At 61.9% G+C, this 15,821-nt stretch carries 14 protein-coding genes; all 14 read right to left on the reverse strand.

The window, feature by feature from the left end; all coding sequences use genetic code 11:
* Positions 1–598 (reverse strand): carboxyl transferase domain-containing protein (locus VJ698_RS19885; RefSeq protein ID WP_414691194.1); only part of this gene is annotated, 598 nt, incomplete at its 3' end.
* A gap of 193 nt (positions 599–791) precedes the next feature.
* Positions 792–1,697 (reverse strand): phosphatidylglycerol lysyltransferase domain-containing protein, encoded by a 906-nt coding sequence (locus VJ698_RS19890; protein WP_324104556.1) that lies wholly within the window; start codon positions 1,695–1,697, stop codon positions 792–794.
* 9 nt (positions 1,698–1,706) lie between these two features.
* A complete protein-coding gene (locus VJ698_RS19895; protein WP_324104557.1) occupies positions 1,707–2,507 on the reverse strand; it encodes a TIGR03084 family metal-binding protein in 801 nt (266 codons plus the stop codon).
* A 45-nt stretch (positions 2,508–2,552) separates the two neighbouring features.
* Complete coding sequence (locus tag VJ698_RS19900) at positions 2,553–3,761, reverse strand: acyl-CoA dehydrogenase family protein (RefSeq protein WP_324104558.1); 1,209 nt, start codon at positions 3,759–3,761, stop codon at positions 2,553–2,555.
* A gap of 20 nt (positions 3,762–3,781) precedes the next feature.
* A complete protein-coding gene (locus VJ698_RS19905; RefSeq protein WP_324104559.1) occupies positions 3,782–4,558 on the reverse strand; it encodes an SDR family oxidoreductase in 777 nt (258 codons plus the stop codon).
* 22 nt (positions 4,559–4,580) lie between these two features.
* Positions 4,581–5,357, reverse strand: coding sequence for an SDR family oxidoreductase (locus tag VJ698_RS19910; RefSeq protein WP_324104560.1), 777 nt, complete (start codon positions 5,355–5,357; stop codon positions 4,581–4,583).
* Between the two features lie 12 nt (positions 5,358–5,369).
* Complete coding sequence (locus VJ698_RS19915) at positions 5,370–6,680, reverse strand: hypothetical protein (protein ID WP_324104561.1); 1,311 nt, start codon at positions 6,678–6,680, stop codon at positions 5,370–5,372.
* 152 nt (positions 6,681–6,832) lie between these two features.
* A complete protein-coding gene (gene ybaL / locus VJ698_RS19920; protein WP_324104562.1) occupies positions 6,833–8,518 on the reverse strand; it encodes a YbaL family putative K(+) efflux transporter in 1,686 nt (561 codons plus the stop codon).
* Between the two features lie 296 nt (positions 8,519–8,814).
* Complete coding sequence (locus VJ698_RS19925; RefSeq protein ID WP_324104563.1) at positions 8,815–9,894, reverse strand: branched-chain amino acid ABC transporter permease; 1,080 nt, start codon at positions 9,892–9,894, stop codon at positions 8,815–8,817.
* Between the two features lie 9 nt (positions 9,895–9,903).
* Entirely contained in the window at positions 9,904–10,932 is a 1,029-nt protein-coding gene (locus VJ698_RS19930; protein ID WP_324104564.1) for a branched-chain amino acid ABC transporter permease, read from the reverse strand.
* Positions 10,933–10,942: 10 nt separating this feature from the next.
* On the reverse strand, positions 10,943–11,668 hold the full coding sequence (locus VJ698_RS19935) for an ABC transporter ATP-binding protein (RefSeq protein WP_324104565.1): 726 nt from the start codon (positions 11,666–11,668) through the stop codon (positions 10,943–10,945).
* Positions 11,661–12,488, reverse strand: a complete 828-nt coding sequence (locus VJ698_RS19940; RefSeq protein ID WP_414691193.1) for an ABC transporter ATP-binding protein — start codon at positions 12,486–12,488, stop codon at positions 11,661–11,663. The genes VJ698_RS19935 and VJ698_RS19940 overlap by 8 nt, the downstream gene beginning before the upstream one ends.
* Before the next feature lie 65 nt (positions 12,489–12,553).
* Positions 12,554–13,753 (reverse strand): substrate-binding domain-containing protein, encoded by a 1,200-nt coding sequence (locus VJ698_RS19945; protein WP_324104566.1) that lies wholly within the window; start codon positions 13,751–13,753, stop codon positions 12,554–12,556.
* A gap of 489 nt (positions 13,754–14,242) precedes the next feature.
* Positions 14,243–15,814 carry a long-chain-fatty-acid--CoA ligase gene (locus VJ698_RS19950; RefSeq protein ID WP_324104567.1) on the reverse strand — a complete coding sequence of 524 codons (1,572 nt, stop codon included), beginning with the start codon at positions 15,812–15,814 and terminating at the stop codon, positions 14,243–14,245.
* Between the last annotated feature and the right edge of the window lie 7 nt (positions 15,815–15,821).

Genomic DNA, 15,821 nt, shown 5'->3' on the forward strand with positions numbered 1-15,821 from the left:
TCAGCAGCGGCGGGCCGGCCAGGAAGGCGCGCGAGCGGCCGCGCACCATGATGATGTAATCCGACAAGCCGGTCTGGTAGGCGCCGCCTGCCGTGGACGAACCGTGCGTGACGGTGACCACCGGCAGGCCGGCGGCGGACAGGCGCGCCAGGTTGCGGAACAGGTTGCCTCCGCGCACGAATTCCTCGACGCGATAGGCCATCAGGTTGGCGCCGGCGCTCTCGACCAGCTGCACATAGGGCAGCCGGTTCTCCAGCGCGAGTTCCTGCACGCGCAGCTGCTTGTCCAGCCCGCGCGGCTGCAGGGCGCCGGCATCAATGCCGGAATCGGAGGCGCAGACCATGCAGCGCACGCCGGAGACATAGCCGATGCCGGCCACCAGGCCGCCGCCGGGCACGCTCTTGTCGGGGTCGGGCACGTCAAGGCCGTAGCCCGCGAGGGTGCACAGCTCGAGGAAGGGCGCGCCGTGGTCCAGCAGCAAGGACAGGCGCTCGCGCGGCAGGAGCTGGCCGCGCTTTTCGAAGCGGTGCCGCGAGGCGGCCGATGCCTGGCGGGTGCGTTCCTCGAGTTCGCGCACCCTGCCGAGCAGCGCGAGCATGCCGGTGCGATTCGCCTGGTAGGTCTCGCTGCTGGTGGAAATATTGGTTTCGATGTAGGCCATGTGCGTTTGCTTGTATTTTCGTTGGGACGCGGAAGATGTCCACACTTGAAAAGTTACTGGTCTTGCGTCCGGGCGTCTTGCGTAAAGTGGCTGGGAGCCGCTCGCAGCCTGCGCTGCGGGGCTGCCGCGTTCAGGCGCTGATCCTCACCCGTGTCTTGGCAAGCATTGCGGATGGCTGGTAGGAACGCTTGGTCTGGCGGAAATTGGCGAGGCCAAGGTCCTGTTCGAAGTTGATCCACGCAATGTCTTTCGTGTGCATGCAGTAATGGTGGAACATGTACTGATAGATGCCTTTGTAGGCATCGTTACCCTTCGCAAACCGCATCACGGCAACGGAGGCGGAAAGCCGTTGCGCGATCAGGAATCCGGCTGGCGCATTGTCCACATAGTAGATCATGCTTTCGAAGCCGAAATGGCTGGATAGCTGCAAGGCTTCGCGGCACGGCAATGCATCGGCTTCGCCCGCTGCCTTGCCCTTGTCGCGCATCCATTGTTCAAGAACTTGCAAGGCGTCATTCATGCGCTCAGGCGTCAGGAAGTGCGCATGCACCGGCGTGCTGCCGAGCAGTTGCTGCATCAGATTGCGCTTCTTGCGCAGGAGTTCGCCGCGATACGAGCGGAAGTTCTCGGCGGGATAGATATAGTCAGCATCGTCGCCGGATGCGCTCAGGATGAAGCGGTTCCGGTCGAGGCGCGCGGCGGTCTCCGCAGCGATCGGAAAGAAGCAGTCATGTCCGGCGAGAAGTGCGCGCATGTCGTGGAATGGCGCCGATGCGAGATCGAACAATGGCAGCAGATGCCGCGTTCCGTCGTAGGCCGTGCCGGCGACACAAGGATACGGCCCCGGAAGATAGCGGTAAGCGTGCGTGGCGCGGAACAGGTACAGGTTGGAAAAGGCGAAATCGGAGAGACAGTCCTTGCCCAGACGTTCACGCAAGGTCGCGAGATAGCCGTCGATTTCCGCTTCATGTTCCAGGCCGAGTGTCTCTCCGGCTCGTTGCGCCAACGCAGGGCCTGCACCTTCGCTGTTCGTCATCCGCATGATTCAGTAGTGGATGGCGCGCACGCCCGGCGCCGGTCCGTGCGCCGGCGGTCCGGCAAAACATTGCGCAATCGGCAACCATGCCGATGCGACATCGCCGGCATATTCCAGTTGCGTATCGCGCACATTGCGGCGCTGCGTCACCACCAGGCAGAAGTCCTCCGCACTGCCGCGCACGTAGTCGCGGTCGGAAGCCTCGTTCCAGGTCCAGGTATCGCCGCCGGGCGCACGCAAAGCGATATAAGGTTTCACTTCCGGCACCGGGAGCTTGCGATTGACAAAGGTCCAGCCGAAAGTGGTCGCGCCGATGTGCGCGATATGCTTCAGCCGGTCGGTAGCCGGCCTGCGCACGCCGAGACAATCGTAGACATCCTGTCCATGTGCCCAGGTTTCCATCATGCGCGCGGTCGCAAAGGAGCGCGCGCTCATCATCGGTCCATACCAGGGCAAGCGTGCTTTCGGGTCCATGGTAGCCAGCGCGGTGACAAGCGCATTGAATCGCTCCTGCCACAAGGCAAGCAGCTGCGCGCCATCGAGATGACCGAAGCGTTTCCGGGTAATGGCGCTGATCTCGGTGCCCTTGTCGAGTTCCTGCTGCAGTTCGCGCGTGTTGTCGGCGAAGGCAGCGGCATCGGTTGCCGCCAGCAGGCCGGTCTCGTCGAAAAAGCAGAGATGCGCGATTTCATCCCACGGCGTCCAGCCATAAAACTGCGTCTTTTTGTCCCACTGCGCGGGGCTCATCGTCGCCGCGAGTTCGGCCAGTGCCTGATATTCGGCAAGCAGGTCGGCGCATAGTTCCTTCATCGTAACTCTCCTGGAGAGCGGAATTGGTTTTTTGTCATGCACGCATCAGCGAGCGGCGTGCTGGCGCACGAGCTGCTTTGCCAACGCAGCGAGATGCACCTGGTCCGGCCCATCGCCGATACGGATGAAGCGCGCATACACATAGGCTTTCGGCAGGAAGGTGTCCTGCGACACACCCATCCCGCCGTGCACCTGGATGGCACGATCGATGACGCGGCAGGCCATGCTCGGCACGACGATCTTTGCAGCCGCGATCAGGTCGCGCGCAGCCTTGTTGCCTTCGCGGTCCATCTTGTCGGCTGCCTTCAGGGTCAGGAGGCGGGCCTGCTCGATGTCGCAATACGAATGCGCGATGTCTTCACGCACCGAGCCCTGTTCCGACAGCTTGCGGCCAAAGGCGCTACGCGACTCCGCGCGCTTGCACATGACCTCCAGTGCGCGCTGTGCGGCGCCGATGAGCCGCATGCAGTGATGAATGCGCCCCGGCCCGAGCCGGCCCTGCGCGATTTCGAAGCCGCGCCCTTCGCCCAGCAGCAGGTTCGATGCCGGAACGCGCACATTCTCGTACACGATTTCCGGGTGGCCGAGCGGCGCATCGTCGTAGCCGAAGGCGGTGATGTCGCGCACGATGCGCACACCCGGCGTGTCCTTGGGCACCAGGATCATCGATTGCTGCGTGTGGACGTCCGGGTTGGCGGCATCCGTCTTGCCCATCACGATCAGCAGCTTGCAGCGCTTGTTGAGCGCGCCTGAGCTGAACCATTTGCGTCCGTTGATCACGTACGTATCGCCGTCACCCCGGATCTCGCACTGGATGTTGGTCGCATCGCTGGAAGCAACTGCCGGTTCCGTCATCGAAAAGGCGGAACGGATCTCGCCGTGCAGCAGCGGCTCCAGCCATTGCTTTTTCTGTTCGGGCGTGCCGTACAAGGAGAGAATTTCCATGTTGCCGGTGTCGGGTGCCGAGCAATTGAAGATTTCCGATGCCCATTCGACCCGGCCCATGATTTCCGCCAGCGGCGCGTATTCCAGGTTGCTGAGGCCGGCGCCATGATCGCCGGGAAGGAACAGGTTCCACAGGCCGGCGTCGCGCGCCTTGCGCTTCAATTCCTCCAGGATCGGCGGACTGTCGTAGCGATCGACCGTGACAAGCTGCTCGTAATAGGTATGCTCGGCCGGGTAGACGTGTTTGTCCATGAAGCCGGCGAGCTTCTCCTGCAACGCCAGGGCCTTGCTGCTGTGCTGAAAATCCATTGTCGTGTCCCCTCGATGGTTCAGGCCTCGGACGGCGAACGCTTCTGGAAGCGGCGCATGCCGTTCAGCCAGCGGTCGTAGTCGGCCGATTTGCGGCGCGCGTATTCCAGCACTTCCGGATGCGTCAGGATCAGGAAGCGCTCCTCCTCCAGCCCGCGCAATACCGCATCCGCTGCGGTTTCCGGCGACACGGCCGTTGCCAGCAGCGCCGGCTGATCGACCTCGCTGACCGAACCCAGCAGCATGTTGGTGCGCACACCCATCGGGCAGAAGCAACTCGTCTTGATGCCGCGGTCGCCGTAGGTAATCGACAACCACTCCGCGAAGGCCACCGCGCCATGCTTGGTGACGGCATAGGACGCATCGGAAATCGAGAGCAGGCCTGCGGCCGACGCCGTCTGCAACAAATAGCCTTCGCCGCGCTCCAGCATGGACGGAAGAACGGCACGCGCTGCATACACATGCGCCATCACATTCACCGACCAAGCCTTTTCCCAGCCTGCATCTGTGGTTTCCAGACCCTGGCCGATCGACACGCCCGCATTCGAGCAGAACAGGTCGATATGCCCGTATCGGGCTAGCGTGTCATTGACCAGCGCGACAAGTTCCTTTTCCACGGCCACGTTCACCTTCACGCCGACGCCGCCGATCTCGCTTGCGACGCGCGCCGCGGCCTCCCCATCCAGGTCGGCCACCACGACTGCGCGCGCGCCTTCCTGCGCAAACCGACGCGCCATCGCTTCGCCGATGCCATTGCCGCCGCCGGTGACAACGACCACTTTATCCTTGAGCTTCATGATGTCCCCTCTCTGCCTATCGTCACAGCACTGGGACGGAGAAGCCACCGTCCACGACCAGGCTTGCGCCCGTTGTGTAGGCACCCGCCGCCGAGCCGAGGTACAGCACGGCATAGCCGATTTCTTCCACCGCGCCGAAGCGGCCGAGGCAGATCTTCTCCAGCATGCGGCGCGTGGTTTCTTCGTCGAAGGCATCCGCCAGCCTAGTCGGGAATACGCCGGGCAGGATCGTATTGGCGCGCACACCCTGCTTGCCGTACTCCATCGCGAAGGCGCGGCTCATGCCGATCAGCGCGGTCTTGAGCGTGGAATACAGGCTGAGCATCTTGTCCGGATGCAGCGCGGAGATGGAGGAGATATTGATGATGCTGCCGCTGCCCTTCTGCGCCATGCGTTTGGCCGCTTCCGTGGACATGTACCAGTAACCCCGCAGGTCCACCTCGACCGCTTTCATGAACAGGCCCGGCTCGGTGTCTTCGATGGTGCGCCAGGGGCTGAGCACGGCGTTGTTGACCAGGATGTCGATCTGGCCGTATTTCTCGTCGATGTGGCGGTACATCTCGGCGATGTCTTCCATCTTGCCGATATGGCAGGCCTTGCCGTCGGCATGCAGGTCCTGCGCGCGAAATTCCGCCGCAACGCGATCGCAATCGTCCTGCTTGCGGCTGCTGATGATGACTTGTGCGCCCTGTTGTGCCAGGACGCGTGCGATGCCTTCGCCGATGCCCATGGTGGAACCGGTGATCAGCGCAACTTTTCCAGTGAGGTCGAATGGATTCTTGATGGGAACGCGGTTCATGTTCGCTTTCTTTCACACGTTGTTGTTGGACGCCGGGCCGGAGTGCATCCCGATCTGCGCGAGCAGAGCGGGGTCGACCTGTTGGCGGGAAATGCCCTTCTTGTAGGAAAACTGGCGGCAAGCCTGCCCCGGCTTCATCTGCGCATGGCCGTCGATGACGAAGAAGAACGGCCCGGCTTTCAGTTGTGCGCGGTTGGAGGCGGCACAGTGCGTGCAGTAGGCGGGCGCCTCGCTGCGCCCGAAGGTGATGTTGTGCGGCAGGGCGATGAAAGGCGCCAGCGGCTGGCCGTAGCGGAACATGTCGCGCCACATTTCGCCGCGCAGCAGCCGTCCGCCGCTGCCGCAGGGATCGAGCACAAAGACAAAGCGGTCATCTTCCTCGCGCAGCGTGAAGTCGGCGCAATGGTAGTTCCAGGTCTTTGCGATCTCGCGCACCAGTTCATCATCGCTCATCGCGGCATAGCGCGGGAGGCCGATCTCGAACGCCGGTTCGTAGGTGGCGCGTAGCGTCTCATCAAGATAATCGGTGCCGCGCGTCGCAAGCGCATTGCCATAGAAGAATTCGAGCCAGCACACCGCGAAGTCGTGCCACGGCTTCCACTCCTTGCGCTGCCCGTGCAGCAACGGCACGATGTCATGATCGCCGGCATCGAGCTTGTCTTGCATCTGCTGCACGCGGGTTTTCGCAAGCTGATCCAGTTCGGTGTCACTGAAGAGACGCTGACCCTGATGGCGGTGCTTGCGAAAACGCATGCGGCAATGCCCGTCCGCGCCTTTCTCGGTCGTCCAGACGGGTTCGCCGACCGCATCGTTCAGCGCCTGCTGGTGCGCCTTGCAGCCCTGGCAGTAGCCCGACACGCCGTCCGACCATCCGGCATACCATTGCGGATATTTTTTCGTGACTCCCTGCTGCTCCAGCCTGCCGCCGCTACCGCAGGGCGCAAGGTCGACCACGACCTCGTCTTCTGTCTCCGAGCAATGCAGCTGTGCGCCGCCCTGGTATTTGTGGACCTCCACCAGCGCGCCGATCGCGTCGCGTTCATCGCCCTCGCGGAACTGGTCGATCCAGGTCCGCATCAGTTCATGGCTAATGCGCAGCAGGGCCGCGCGCGCTTCCTCTTCCGTGAAATCCTGCCGCAGCTTGCCGATCTTGCGGGCCAGCGTGTGCACCGACAAGGCGTCCAGCCCCAAATGCCCGGCAGCCATTTCCTTGAGCAGCTCGCGTACGCGGATGATGTCGCCGGCCTGCAGCGCGTCGATCGCATGCGCTTCGAATGGCCTGGCGATCTCAGCCAGTTGTTCATCCGTGTACTGTCGTGGCATGGCGCGGCTCCGAAGCGTGGGGTATTCGGAGAATGTACGCAAGTTTCGCGAGATGCTCTTGCGTCAATTGGCTGCGGTAAGCCGTGCCGTCGATCATCGGCGGATGAGCTTGAACAGACGCGACATGCTCAATGGAAGCTAAATTTCGATTCTCATGATTTCTTCCCGAACCGCCCGAGCACATGGCCGCCCATGCCTCGTGCAAGTTCCTCCTCCCCCAGAAAGGTCGTCGCGGCGGACTCGCGTTCGAGCAGTCTCGCCTCCTCCTCGTTGTGGGTGCGCACTACGATTTCGATTCCCGGATTGAGCGTGCGCGCGGCACTGAGCATCTGTCTGACATTAAATGTATCCGGAATGGCAATTACCAACATACTGGCGCGGGTGATGTGTGCCTGGATCAGAACGGCCGCCTCCGCCGCGTCTCCGGAAACGGCCGCCACGCCCAGCTTTCTCAGCCGCTCCACCAGTTCCCGGTTTTGGTCCACCACCACGAAGGGAATCTCGTGCTCCAGCAGGCGAGCCCCGAGCCGGCGCCCGACGCGGCCGTATCCGACCAGCACGACTTGCCCTGAAAGGTATTTCTCGTGCGTCGACATGGGCAGTTCCGCCAAGGGATCGTCGGCGCGCTCCAGCAATCTTGCCGTGATCGAACGCGATTGCAGCCACGCCTGCAGCGGTTGCATCAATGTAAATATCAGCGGATTGAGCGCAATTGAGATCAGCGCGCCGGCAAGGATCAGGCTTTGCCCCTCGGGCGGGAGCAATCCCAGGCTTGCTCCCAGACCGGCGAGGATGAATGAAAATTCGCCGATCTGTGCCAGGCTGGCCGACACGGTCAGCGCGGTATTCAGCGGGTAGCGGAAGGCCAGGACGAGCGCGGCCGCGGCGATGGATTTTCCGAAAATGATGATGCCGATGACTGCGAGCACTTGCAGCGGTTCCCGGATCAGGATCATCGGGTCGAACAGCATGCCGACGGACACGAAAAACAATACGGCAAACGCGTCGCGCAATGGCAGCGAGTCCTCGGCGGCGCGCTGGCTGAACTCGGATTCGCGCAGGACCATGCCGGCAAAAAAAGCGCCCAGTGCGAACGACACGCCAAACAGCCTGGCGGCGGCGTATGCAATGCTCACCGCTGCGGCCACGACGCACAAGACAAATAATTCCCGTGAGTTGGTGCGGGCGACTTGCCAAAGCAGCTTGGGGAAGACGCGGCGACCGACCACCAGCATCAAGATGATGAAGGCCGATACCTTCAGCAAGGTCAGGCCAAGCGTCATCCAGACATTGCCGTCGTCCGATTTGCCGCCCAGCCAGCCCGCTAGGCCGGGCAGCAGCACCAGTGTCAGCACCATCGCCAGATCCTCCACGATCAGCCAGCCGACGGCAATGCGCCCGTTGACCGATTCCAGGATGCCGTGCGCCTCCAGCGCCCTCAGCAGCACGACGGTACTCGCTACGGAAAGCGCCAGGCCAAACACCAGCGCGCTGCCAAGACTCCATCCCCATGCCGTCGCCACCGTCGCGCCGAGCGCGGTCGCCACGGCAATCTGAAGGACCGCGCCGGGCAGCGCAATCTTTCGCACTTCCAGCAGATCCTTCAAGGAAAAATGCAATCCGACCCCGAACATCAGAAGCATGACGCCGATCTCGGCAAGTTCGCTTGCGAGGTGTGAATCTGCAACGAATCCCGGCGTGAAAGGGCCGATCAACACGCCGGCCAGGAGATACCCGACCAGGGCAGGAAGCTTGAGCCGGACGGCAAGAAATCCCAGCAATAGGGCCAATCCTAATGCGGTGGCAATCGTGGTGATAAGCGGAGCGGCATGGGGCATGTGGTTCGAGTTCCTTGTATCAGGTCGTGCTGCAGGCACGGGCAACATTGACTGCAGCGTTTGACATTGTCCGGCCAGTTTTTCAGCACGCGATCGTCAGTGCTGCTCCCCCGGAAATGGACTTAACGGTGTGCAGGACGAGAGAGGAAAGATCGATTGTCCTGCGCGATGTCCATTGTAATCCGGACAAGCATTGGATTCTTTCCGGGTGCCAGATACAGGCAGAAGACCGATCGGCATAAAAAATGGCGCCCGCAGGCGCCAAAATGGGGAAAAACAGAACTCCCACCATCGTTTCAGATTTTCATTTCCGCCCTCATGCGCCGTTCCCGCAATTTCCCCACGATTCCAGTCGGGAAAAAATAGACCGACAGCACGAAAAACACCCCCAGCCACAACATCCAGCGGTCCGGGTGAAACAGGTTGCTGATGACAGGCACGCCAGACACGAGCGCATGCACCTGCTTCATGCCAAGCTGCAGGTAGTTCTCCGCCAGAACGAACAAGGTGGCGCCGATGACTGCGCCGTAGAGCGTACCCATGCCACCTATCACGCTCATGAGCAGGACATTCATCATGATCGCGAAACCGACCGTGGTCTGTGGCCCCACCTGGTGCGTCCACAGCGCCATCAGCGCCCCAGCGCAGGTCGCTGCGGCAGCGGCGAGGCAATTCGACGCGGTGCGGTACAACATGACGCGATAGCCGATTGCCTCGGCGCGGAACTGGTTCTCGCGCAAGGCCTGGATCACGCTGCCGAAGGGCGAATTCACCACCCGCAACATCAGCAGGAACAGGACCACGACCGCGAGCAGGATCAGGTAGTAGGTTATCAGCCGCCCGTTGATGACCGCGCCCATCACTTCATTTTCGACCAGGCGGAAGCCCGGACTGAGTACCTCCGGCACCGAGAAGCTGCGACCGTCCTCGCCGCCGGTAAAGCCGGACAGCTTGATGACGAGCACGCCGAAGGCGCTGGCCACCGCAAGTGTGATCATGGTGTAGAAAATCGCCTGGACGCGCAGGGCGAAGGTGCCGATCACCAGCGACAGCACGACCGAAACCGTCACGGCCAGACCGACGCCCAGCAGCATGGAACTCCACTGCGGCCCCACGCTATCGAGCGCAATCGCGAGGCCATAGGCGCCGATCGCATAGAACATGCCATGCGCGAAGGACACGATGCCGGTATAGCCCAGCACCAAGTCATACGACGCAACCAGCAGGATGTAGACGCAGATCGTGGCGGCCGTATTGAGCGGGCGCACGCCCTGCACCATGAAGGGCAGGAACAGCAGGCCAAGTACGATGGCGACCAGCAGCACAGACAAGGATCGGCTGCGCGGGAAATCTTTTGAGAGGAGGCTGGCAAACATGATCGGTTCCTATCGTTTCGCAACGGGATAAAGGCCTTTGGGACGCCACATCAGGATGATCACCATCAGCAGGATGTCGGCCACCGGCACCCACTCCGGCGTGAGAAAACCGACGTAATTGGTCACCAGCGCCATCATCAGCGCGCCGACGAAACAGCCGCCGACAGAACCCATGCCGCCGATGACGATCACGATCAGCACTCGCACCAGCAGTTCGGAACCCATCGCTGCCGTCACCGTCACCTGGTACATCGCCCACATCAGCCCACCCAGGCCAGCCAGGGCAGAGCCGACCACGAAGACGCCGATGAACAGATGGCGCACACGATAGCCGAGCGCTTCCACCATCTCGCTGTTCTCCACGCCGGCACGGATCAGCAGGCCGGCCTTGGTGCGGTTGAGCACGGTGTGCATCGCGAGGAAGACCAGCAGCCCGAGCGCAACGATGACCATGCGGAATTTCTCGATCGCGATGTCATTGATCGCGAAGGTGCCGCTGAACGCCTTGAGCGCCGGCATGGTGAGGTTCTGTGGCCCCCACAGCACCATGATCATCTGCTCCGCGATGATCATGCCGCCCATCGTGATCAGGATCTGCTTCAGGTGCAGGCCGTACACCGGGCGGATCACGACGCGTTCGAACAGCAGCCCGAGAATGCCGGTCACCAGCATTGCCACCACTGCGGCGATCGCCAGCACCGCGAGATTGAGCAAGGCCGAATCGGCCTGCAGCCAGGACTGCATCGGAAACAGGGCCAGCGTTCCCGCAAACGCACCCACCGAGGCGAATGCGCCGTGCCCGAGATTGAGCACATCCATCAGCCCGAACACCAGCGTCAGGCCGCTCGCCATCAGGAAGATCATCATGCCCATGGCAAGCCCGGCCACTGTCAGCGTCACCCATGAAGGGAAACTGCCGACCAGAGGCAAGGCAACGAGCATCAGCGCGACGAGGATCAGAACGGGGACGTAATCGGCTCGCACGCCGGGCAATGCCTGCAGCTCCGGCGCGGCGAGGGGTTGAGGTATCGCGCTCATCGCGTTTCTCCTAATGTTCTTCCGCCAGGCTCAGGCCGAGCAGGCGCTCTTGCAGATCGGCATCCTCGGCAAGTTCGGCCATGGTTCCGGCGTGCACGATATGGCCATCGTCCATCACAGCGACGGTATCCCCGAGATTGCGCACGAAATTGAAATTCTGCTCGACCAGAAGGATGGTCGTGTCTTTCGTCTTCAACTGCTGGAACGCCTCCATCAGGTGCTGCACGATGGCGGGGGCGAGCCCCTTGGTCGGTTCGTCCACCAACAGCAGCTTGCGAGGTTCAATGATGGCTCGGGCGATCGCAACCATCTGTTTCTGCCCGCCCGACAAGGTCCCCGCGGGGTTTTGCCAAAAACGCTTGAGCGCCGGGAAGACCTCAAAAATCCATTCCAGCCGTTGCGTATCCATCTCGCCCGCACGGGCGGCAAGGTACAGGTTTTCGCGCACCGTCAGGTCGGAGAAGATGCCCATGTTCTCTGGCACGTAAGCGATGCCGGCGCGCGCGATGTCCGGCGTTTCCGATGCGGTAATGTCTTTCCCGTCGAAGCGCACCGTTCCCCTGCTCGCATGCCACATACCCATGATGGTGCGAAGGGTGCTGGTCTTGCCGGCGCCGTTCCTGCCAAGCAGCACGGTCATGCCGGACGCAGGGACGGCGAAATCGACGCCCTGGAGAATATGGTATTGGCCGACGTGCATGTGCACGCCTTCCAGTTTCAGCAAGGGTTCAGACATGAGCCACCTTTGCGCCGAGATAGGCTTCCCTGACGATATCCGATGCCATCACTTCCGCAGGCTTTCCATCGGCCACGAGAGCGCCGTTATGGAGTACCACGATGCGGTCGGCGAGCGAACGGATGACGTCGAGTTTGTGTTCCACCAGCAGGATCGTCTTGCCTTCCTGCTCCTTGATTTTCTGGATCAGTTCCAGCACCACCGGCACTTCGTCGACGCTCATGCCGGCGGTGGGCTCGTCGAACATGAAGACACTGGCGCCAAGCGCAAGCAGGATGCCGACTTCGAGCTTGCGCTGGTCGCCGTGCGACAGCGAAGAGGCCGGCTCATGCTTGCGGGCGTATAGCCGCACTTCGTGCAGGCAATGTTCGGCGGCTTCCAGCAGCTCCTTGTGGTTGACCCACATCGACATCATGTTGAAGCCCAGTCCGGATTTGCTCTGGACCGCGAGGCGAACGTTCTCCAGCACCGACAGGCGCGGAAACAGGTTGGTGAGCTGGAAGCCGCGTCCCATGCCGCGCCGCGTTCGCTGCGACGGCGCGAGCTTCGTGATGTCTTCGCCGTTCAGGAACACGCTGCCCGCCGTCGGCTTCAATTGTCCCGAGACCAGGTTGAAGTAAGTGGTCTTGCCGGCGCCATTGGGCCCGACGATGGCGGTGAGCGTGCCGGCCTGGAATGCCGCGCTCACGCCATTGACGGCCACGTGCCCGCCGAAGCGGATGCTCAGGCCGTGCGTGGCGAGCACGGCGTGCTGCGTGGTTGCGGATGCGGCGACTGTGGCGGCTGCTGCGGCGGCGATCTGGTTCGCGGAGATATCCATAGTCGTACCGGGTCGATGGAGAAAGATCTGCGCCGCGACCACAAGGATCGCAGCTGACGCAGACGTCAGTGCTGCTTGACGTGTATCGGCACCGGCATTTCGGCGGCCGGGATTTCGCGGACCAGATCAAGCAGGTCCCACTCAGCGCCCCCTGCCTTCTTGGTGCGGAAGTGGTATTGCACCTGCATGCCCTGATGGTCTTCCTTGCGGAGGGTGATCGGGCCCTTCGGCGTATCGAAGGTCATGCCTTCCATCGCGGCGATCAGTTTGTCCGTATCGGTCGATTTTGCCTTGCGGATGCCTTCGACCGCGGCTGCGACGGCAGCGAAACCGCCGGCGGTGAACAGGTCAGGCGGAACGTTGTAGCGCTTCTTGTGCTCGGCAACGAGCCAGTCGTTCATCTTGTTCTTCGGGAAGTTGTAGTAGTAGAAGGTGCCGCCGTCGACATTCGTGCCAGGCCAGTTCTTCATGTAGTCGAGGCTGGCGCCGCCGATGGAGCCGATCTGGATGCCGTAACGGTCTGTGCCCATGTCTGCAATTTTCTTGATCGGATTGGGCGCGCCCCAGATTACATACAGCTTCTTCGTGCCCGGCTTGTCTTTCAGCGCGTCGACGATGCGCTGGAACGATGCGGTGAAGTCGCTGGTGGAAAGCGGGACGTATTCTTCATGCACCACCTTCGCATCGCTCTTGATCGCGGCGAGCGCCTCCTTGAATGACTTCACGCCGTCACGGCCATAGACGTAATCCGGCGCGAGGAAGGCGATCGATGCGCCCTTGCCCGCTGTGACGGCGGTAGCCAGTGCGTCCTGGAAGGAATTGCGGCTGGCACGAAAAACATAGCGATTGAATTTCTCGCCGGTGATCGAATCGGCGATGGCCGGTTCGGCGATGAAGATCTTCTTGTACTCCTGCGCGACAGGCAGCATGGCGAGCGCCCCGCCGGACCAGCTGGTGCCGATCGCGATGTCGGCCTTGTCGTCGCCATAGGCTTCAGCCAGCATCGCCTTGGCAAGTTCCGGTTTGAACTGGTCGTCCTTGACGATCAGCTCGACCTTGCGTCCGTCGATTGTCATGGTGTTGTTGGTCAAGTACTCCAGGCCCAGTCGAACGCCACGTTCGGTGTCGCGCGCATAGGTTTCAGAGGGGCCTGTCTTGCTGGCGATCAGCGCGATCCGGATCGGTGCCTTGCTCTGCGCGACCGCAGTACCCGCGAGCGCAAATGCTGCGGCGGCAGTAAGGGTGAGTGCGATGGGTCTGAACATCTCTGCTTCTCCTTGACAAAAAAGGTCGGTTCCCCGGATCGGAAACCTTCCTCGGCGCTTGCACGCCGGATCTCCTTCCGGATTCAGTGAACTGCGTGTGCCGCCTGCTTCGTGTCGCGGGCAGGCGGAAACTCAGGATTCGTTCATCGGGATCGCAGTGGCGCGTCGGCCTTGTGCCTGTTCGGCATGCTTGTCTCCAGTTCTGTTGCGCCGCAGTTTTCATACTGCTTGGATGCGCTGTTGATGTGTGCAGGTTACTGATTGCAATGGGGGGTGTCTTGTGTAAACGTGCTAACAGGCTGTTGAAAAACTGCTGCGCGAGGTACGGGCGGGTTTCGCTTTGCTCTACCCACCCTACGGTTCTTTAACCATCATCGTTGTCTGGTTAATTCTCTGACGAGGTGATGGAGCGCGCATCATGCAAAACAGGCGAAGATGCCCCGTGTCGGGCGCCTTCGCCTGCCTGTGGATAGTGAGAAACGATGTGCTTCAGCTCACCTGCCGTACCGCGCCCTTCCAGTATGGTTCACGCAGGATGCGCTTCAGCACCTTTCCTGACGGATTACGCGGCAAGACGTCCATGATATCGACCGACTTGGGGCACTTGTAATGCGCCAGCCGCTCGCGCGTGAAGTCGATGATGTCCTGCGGTGTCGCGCTCATGCCGGCCTTCAGCGTGACGCAGGCCTTCACGGCTTCGCCCCATCTTTCGTCTGGTACGCCGATCACGGCATATTCCGCGACGGCAGGATGGTTGGCGAGCGCATTCTCCACCTCGGCGGGATAAATGTTCTCGCCGCCGGAGATGATCATGTCCTTGATGCGATCATGGATGTACAGGTAGCCGTCCTTGACGTAACCCGCGTCGCCGGTGCGCAGCCAGCCGCCGTGCTCATCGCGGCCGTGCGGAAAGACTTCCGCGGTCGCCTTCGGGTTGCGCCAGTAACCCTTCATGTTCTGCAGCGTCCTGACCCAGATTTCACCGACCTCGTTTTCCTTCACCTCGGCAAAGCTTCCCGGCGAGACGATACGCAGTTCCACGCCGGGAATCGGCTTGCCGGCCGAGCGCAGCAGGTGGGCGCGCGGGCCGTTCGGATCGTGATCTTCGGGCGACAGCGAAGTCAGCGTGCCGGCCGTCTCTGTCATGCCGTAGATCTGGAGCAGGCCGCACCTGAACGTGTGCTGCGCATCGGTCATCAGTTTTTCGCTGGCCGGCGAGCCGCCGTAGGCGATGATCTGCAGCGACGAAAAATCGCCCTGCGCGACGTTGGGCGCCTGCAGCATGAAGAGGATCATCGCCGGGACGACAAAAGTGTGCGTGATGCGGTGTTCCTTGATCGCCTCGATGACGTGCACTGGGTCGAAGTCCGGGTGCATGACGGCCACACCGCCTTCGATCATCGGCATGAACGCACTGTTCATGCCGGCAATGTGAAAGGTCGGCAGCGCATTCAGGAACACCGACTTGCCGCCGACATAACCGATGCCATCCGCATAGCCCCGGTTGATGAGCAGCATGTTCCTGTGGGTGAGCTCAATGCCCTTCGGCAAGCCGGTCGTGCCCGATGAAAACAGTTGCAGCGCAGTGTCGTCCGGCGCGCCCTCATAGCCGGTGTCTTCCGGGGTAAAGCGCGCGCGCCACGCATTAAAGGTGTCGAGTCCTTCTCCGCGGTCGGTCGCGACCGTGAGGCGCACACTGGGCGTGTTCGTCTTTTGCACGGCCGGCAGGAAGAATTCGTCGACCATCAGGAATTTCGCTTCGCCGAGATTCAGCACATACTCGATTTCCGGTGGCGCCAGCCGCCAGTTCACCGGCATGCCGACCGCGCCGAGTTTGTTGGCGGCCAGCAGCAGAACGACCGCTTCAGCAGTATGCTTGGTCAGGCAGGCCACGCGATCGCCGGGCCCGACGCCGAGCGTCGCCAGGCCCTGCGCGACGCGGTTGGATTCCGCCTGCAAATCACTGAAGGTCCAGGTGCGCTCCGGCGCGATATAGGCAGTGGCGTCCGGTCGTTCGCGGTTTTGGCGGCGCAGCGCCGCCACCAGTGTCTTGTCACCCATCGATTTG

It is taken from the genome of Noviherbaspirillum sp., from assembly GCF_035254685.1.
In the GTDB taxonomy this organism is placed as follows: domain Bacteria; phylum Pseudomonadota; class Gammaproteobacteria; order Burkholderiales; family Burkholderiaceae_D; genus Noviherbaspirillum.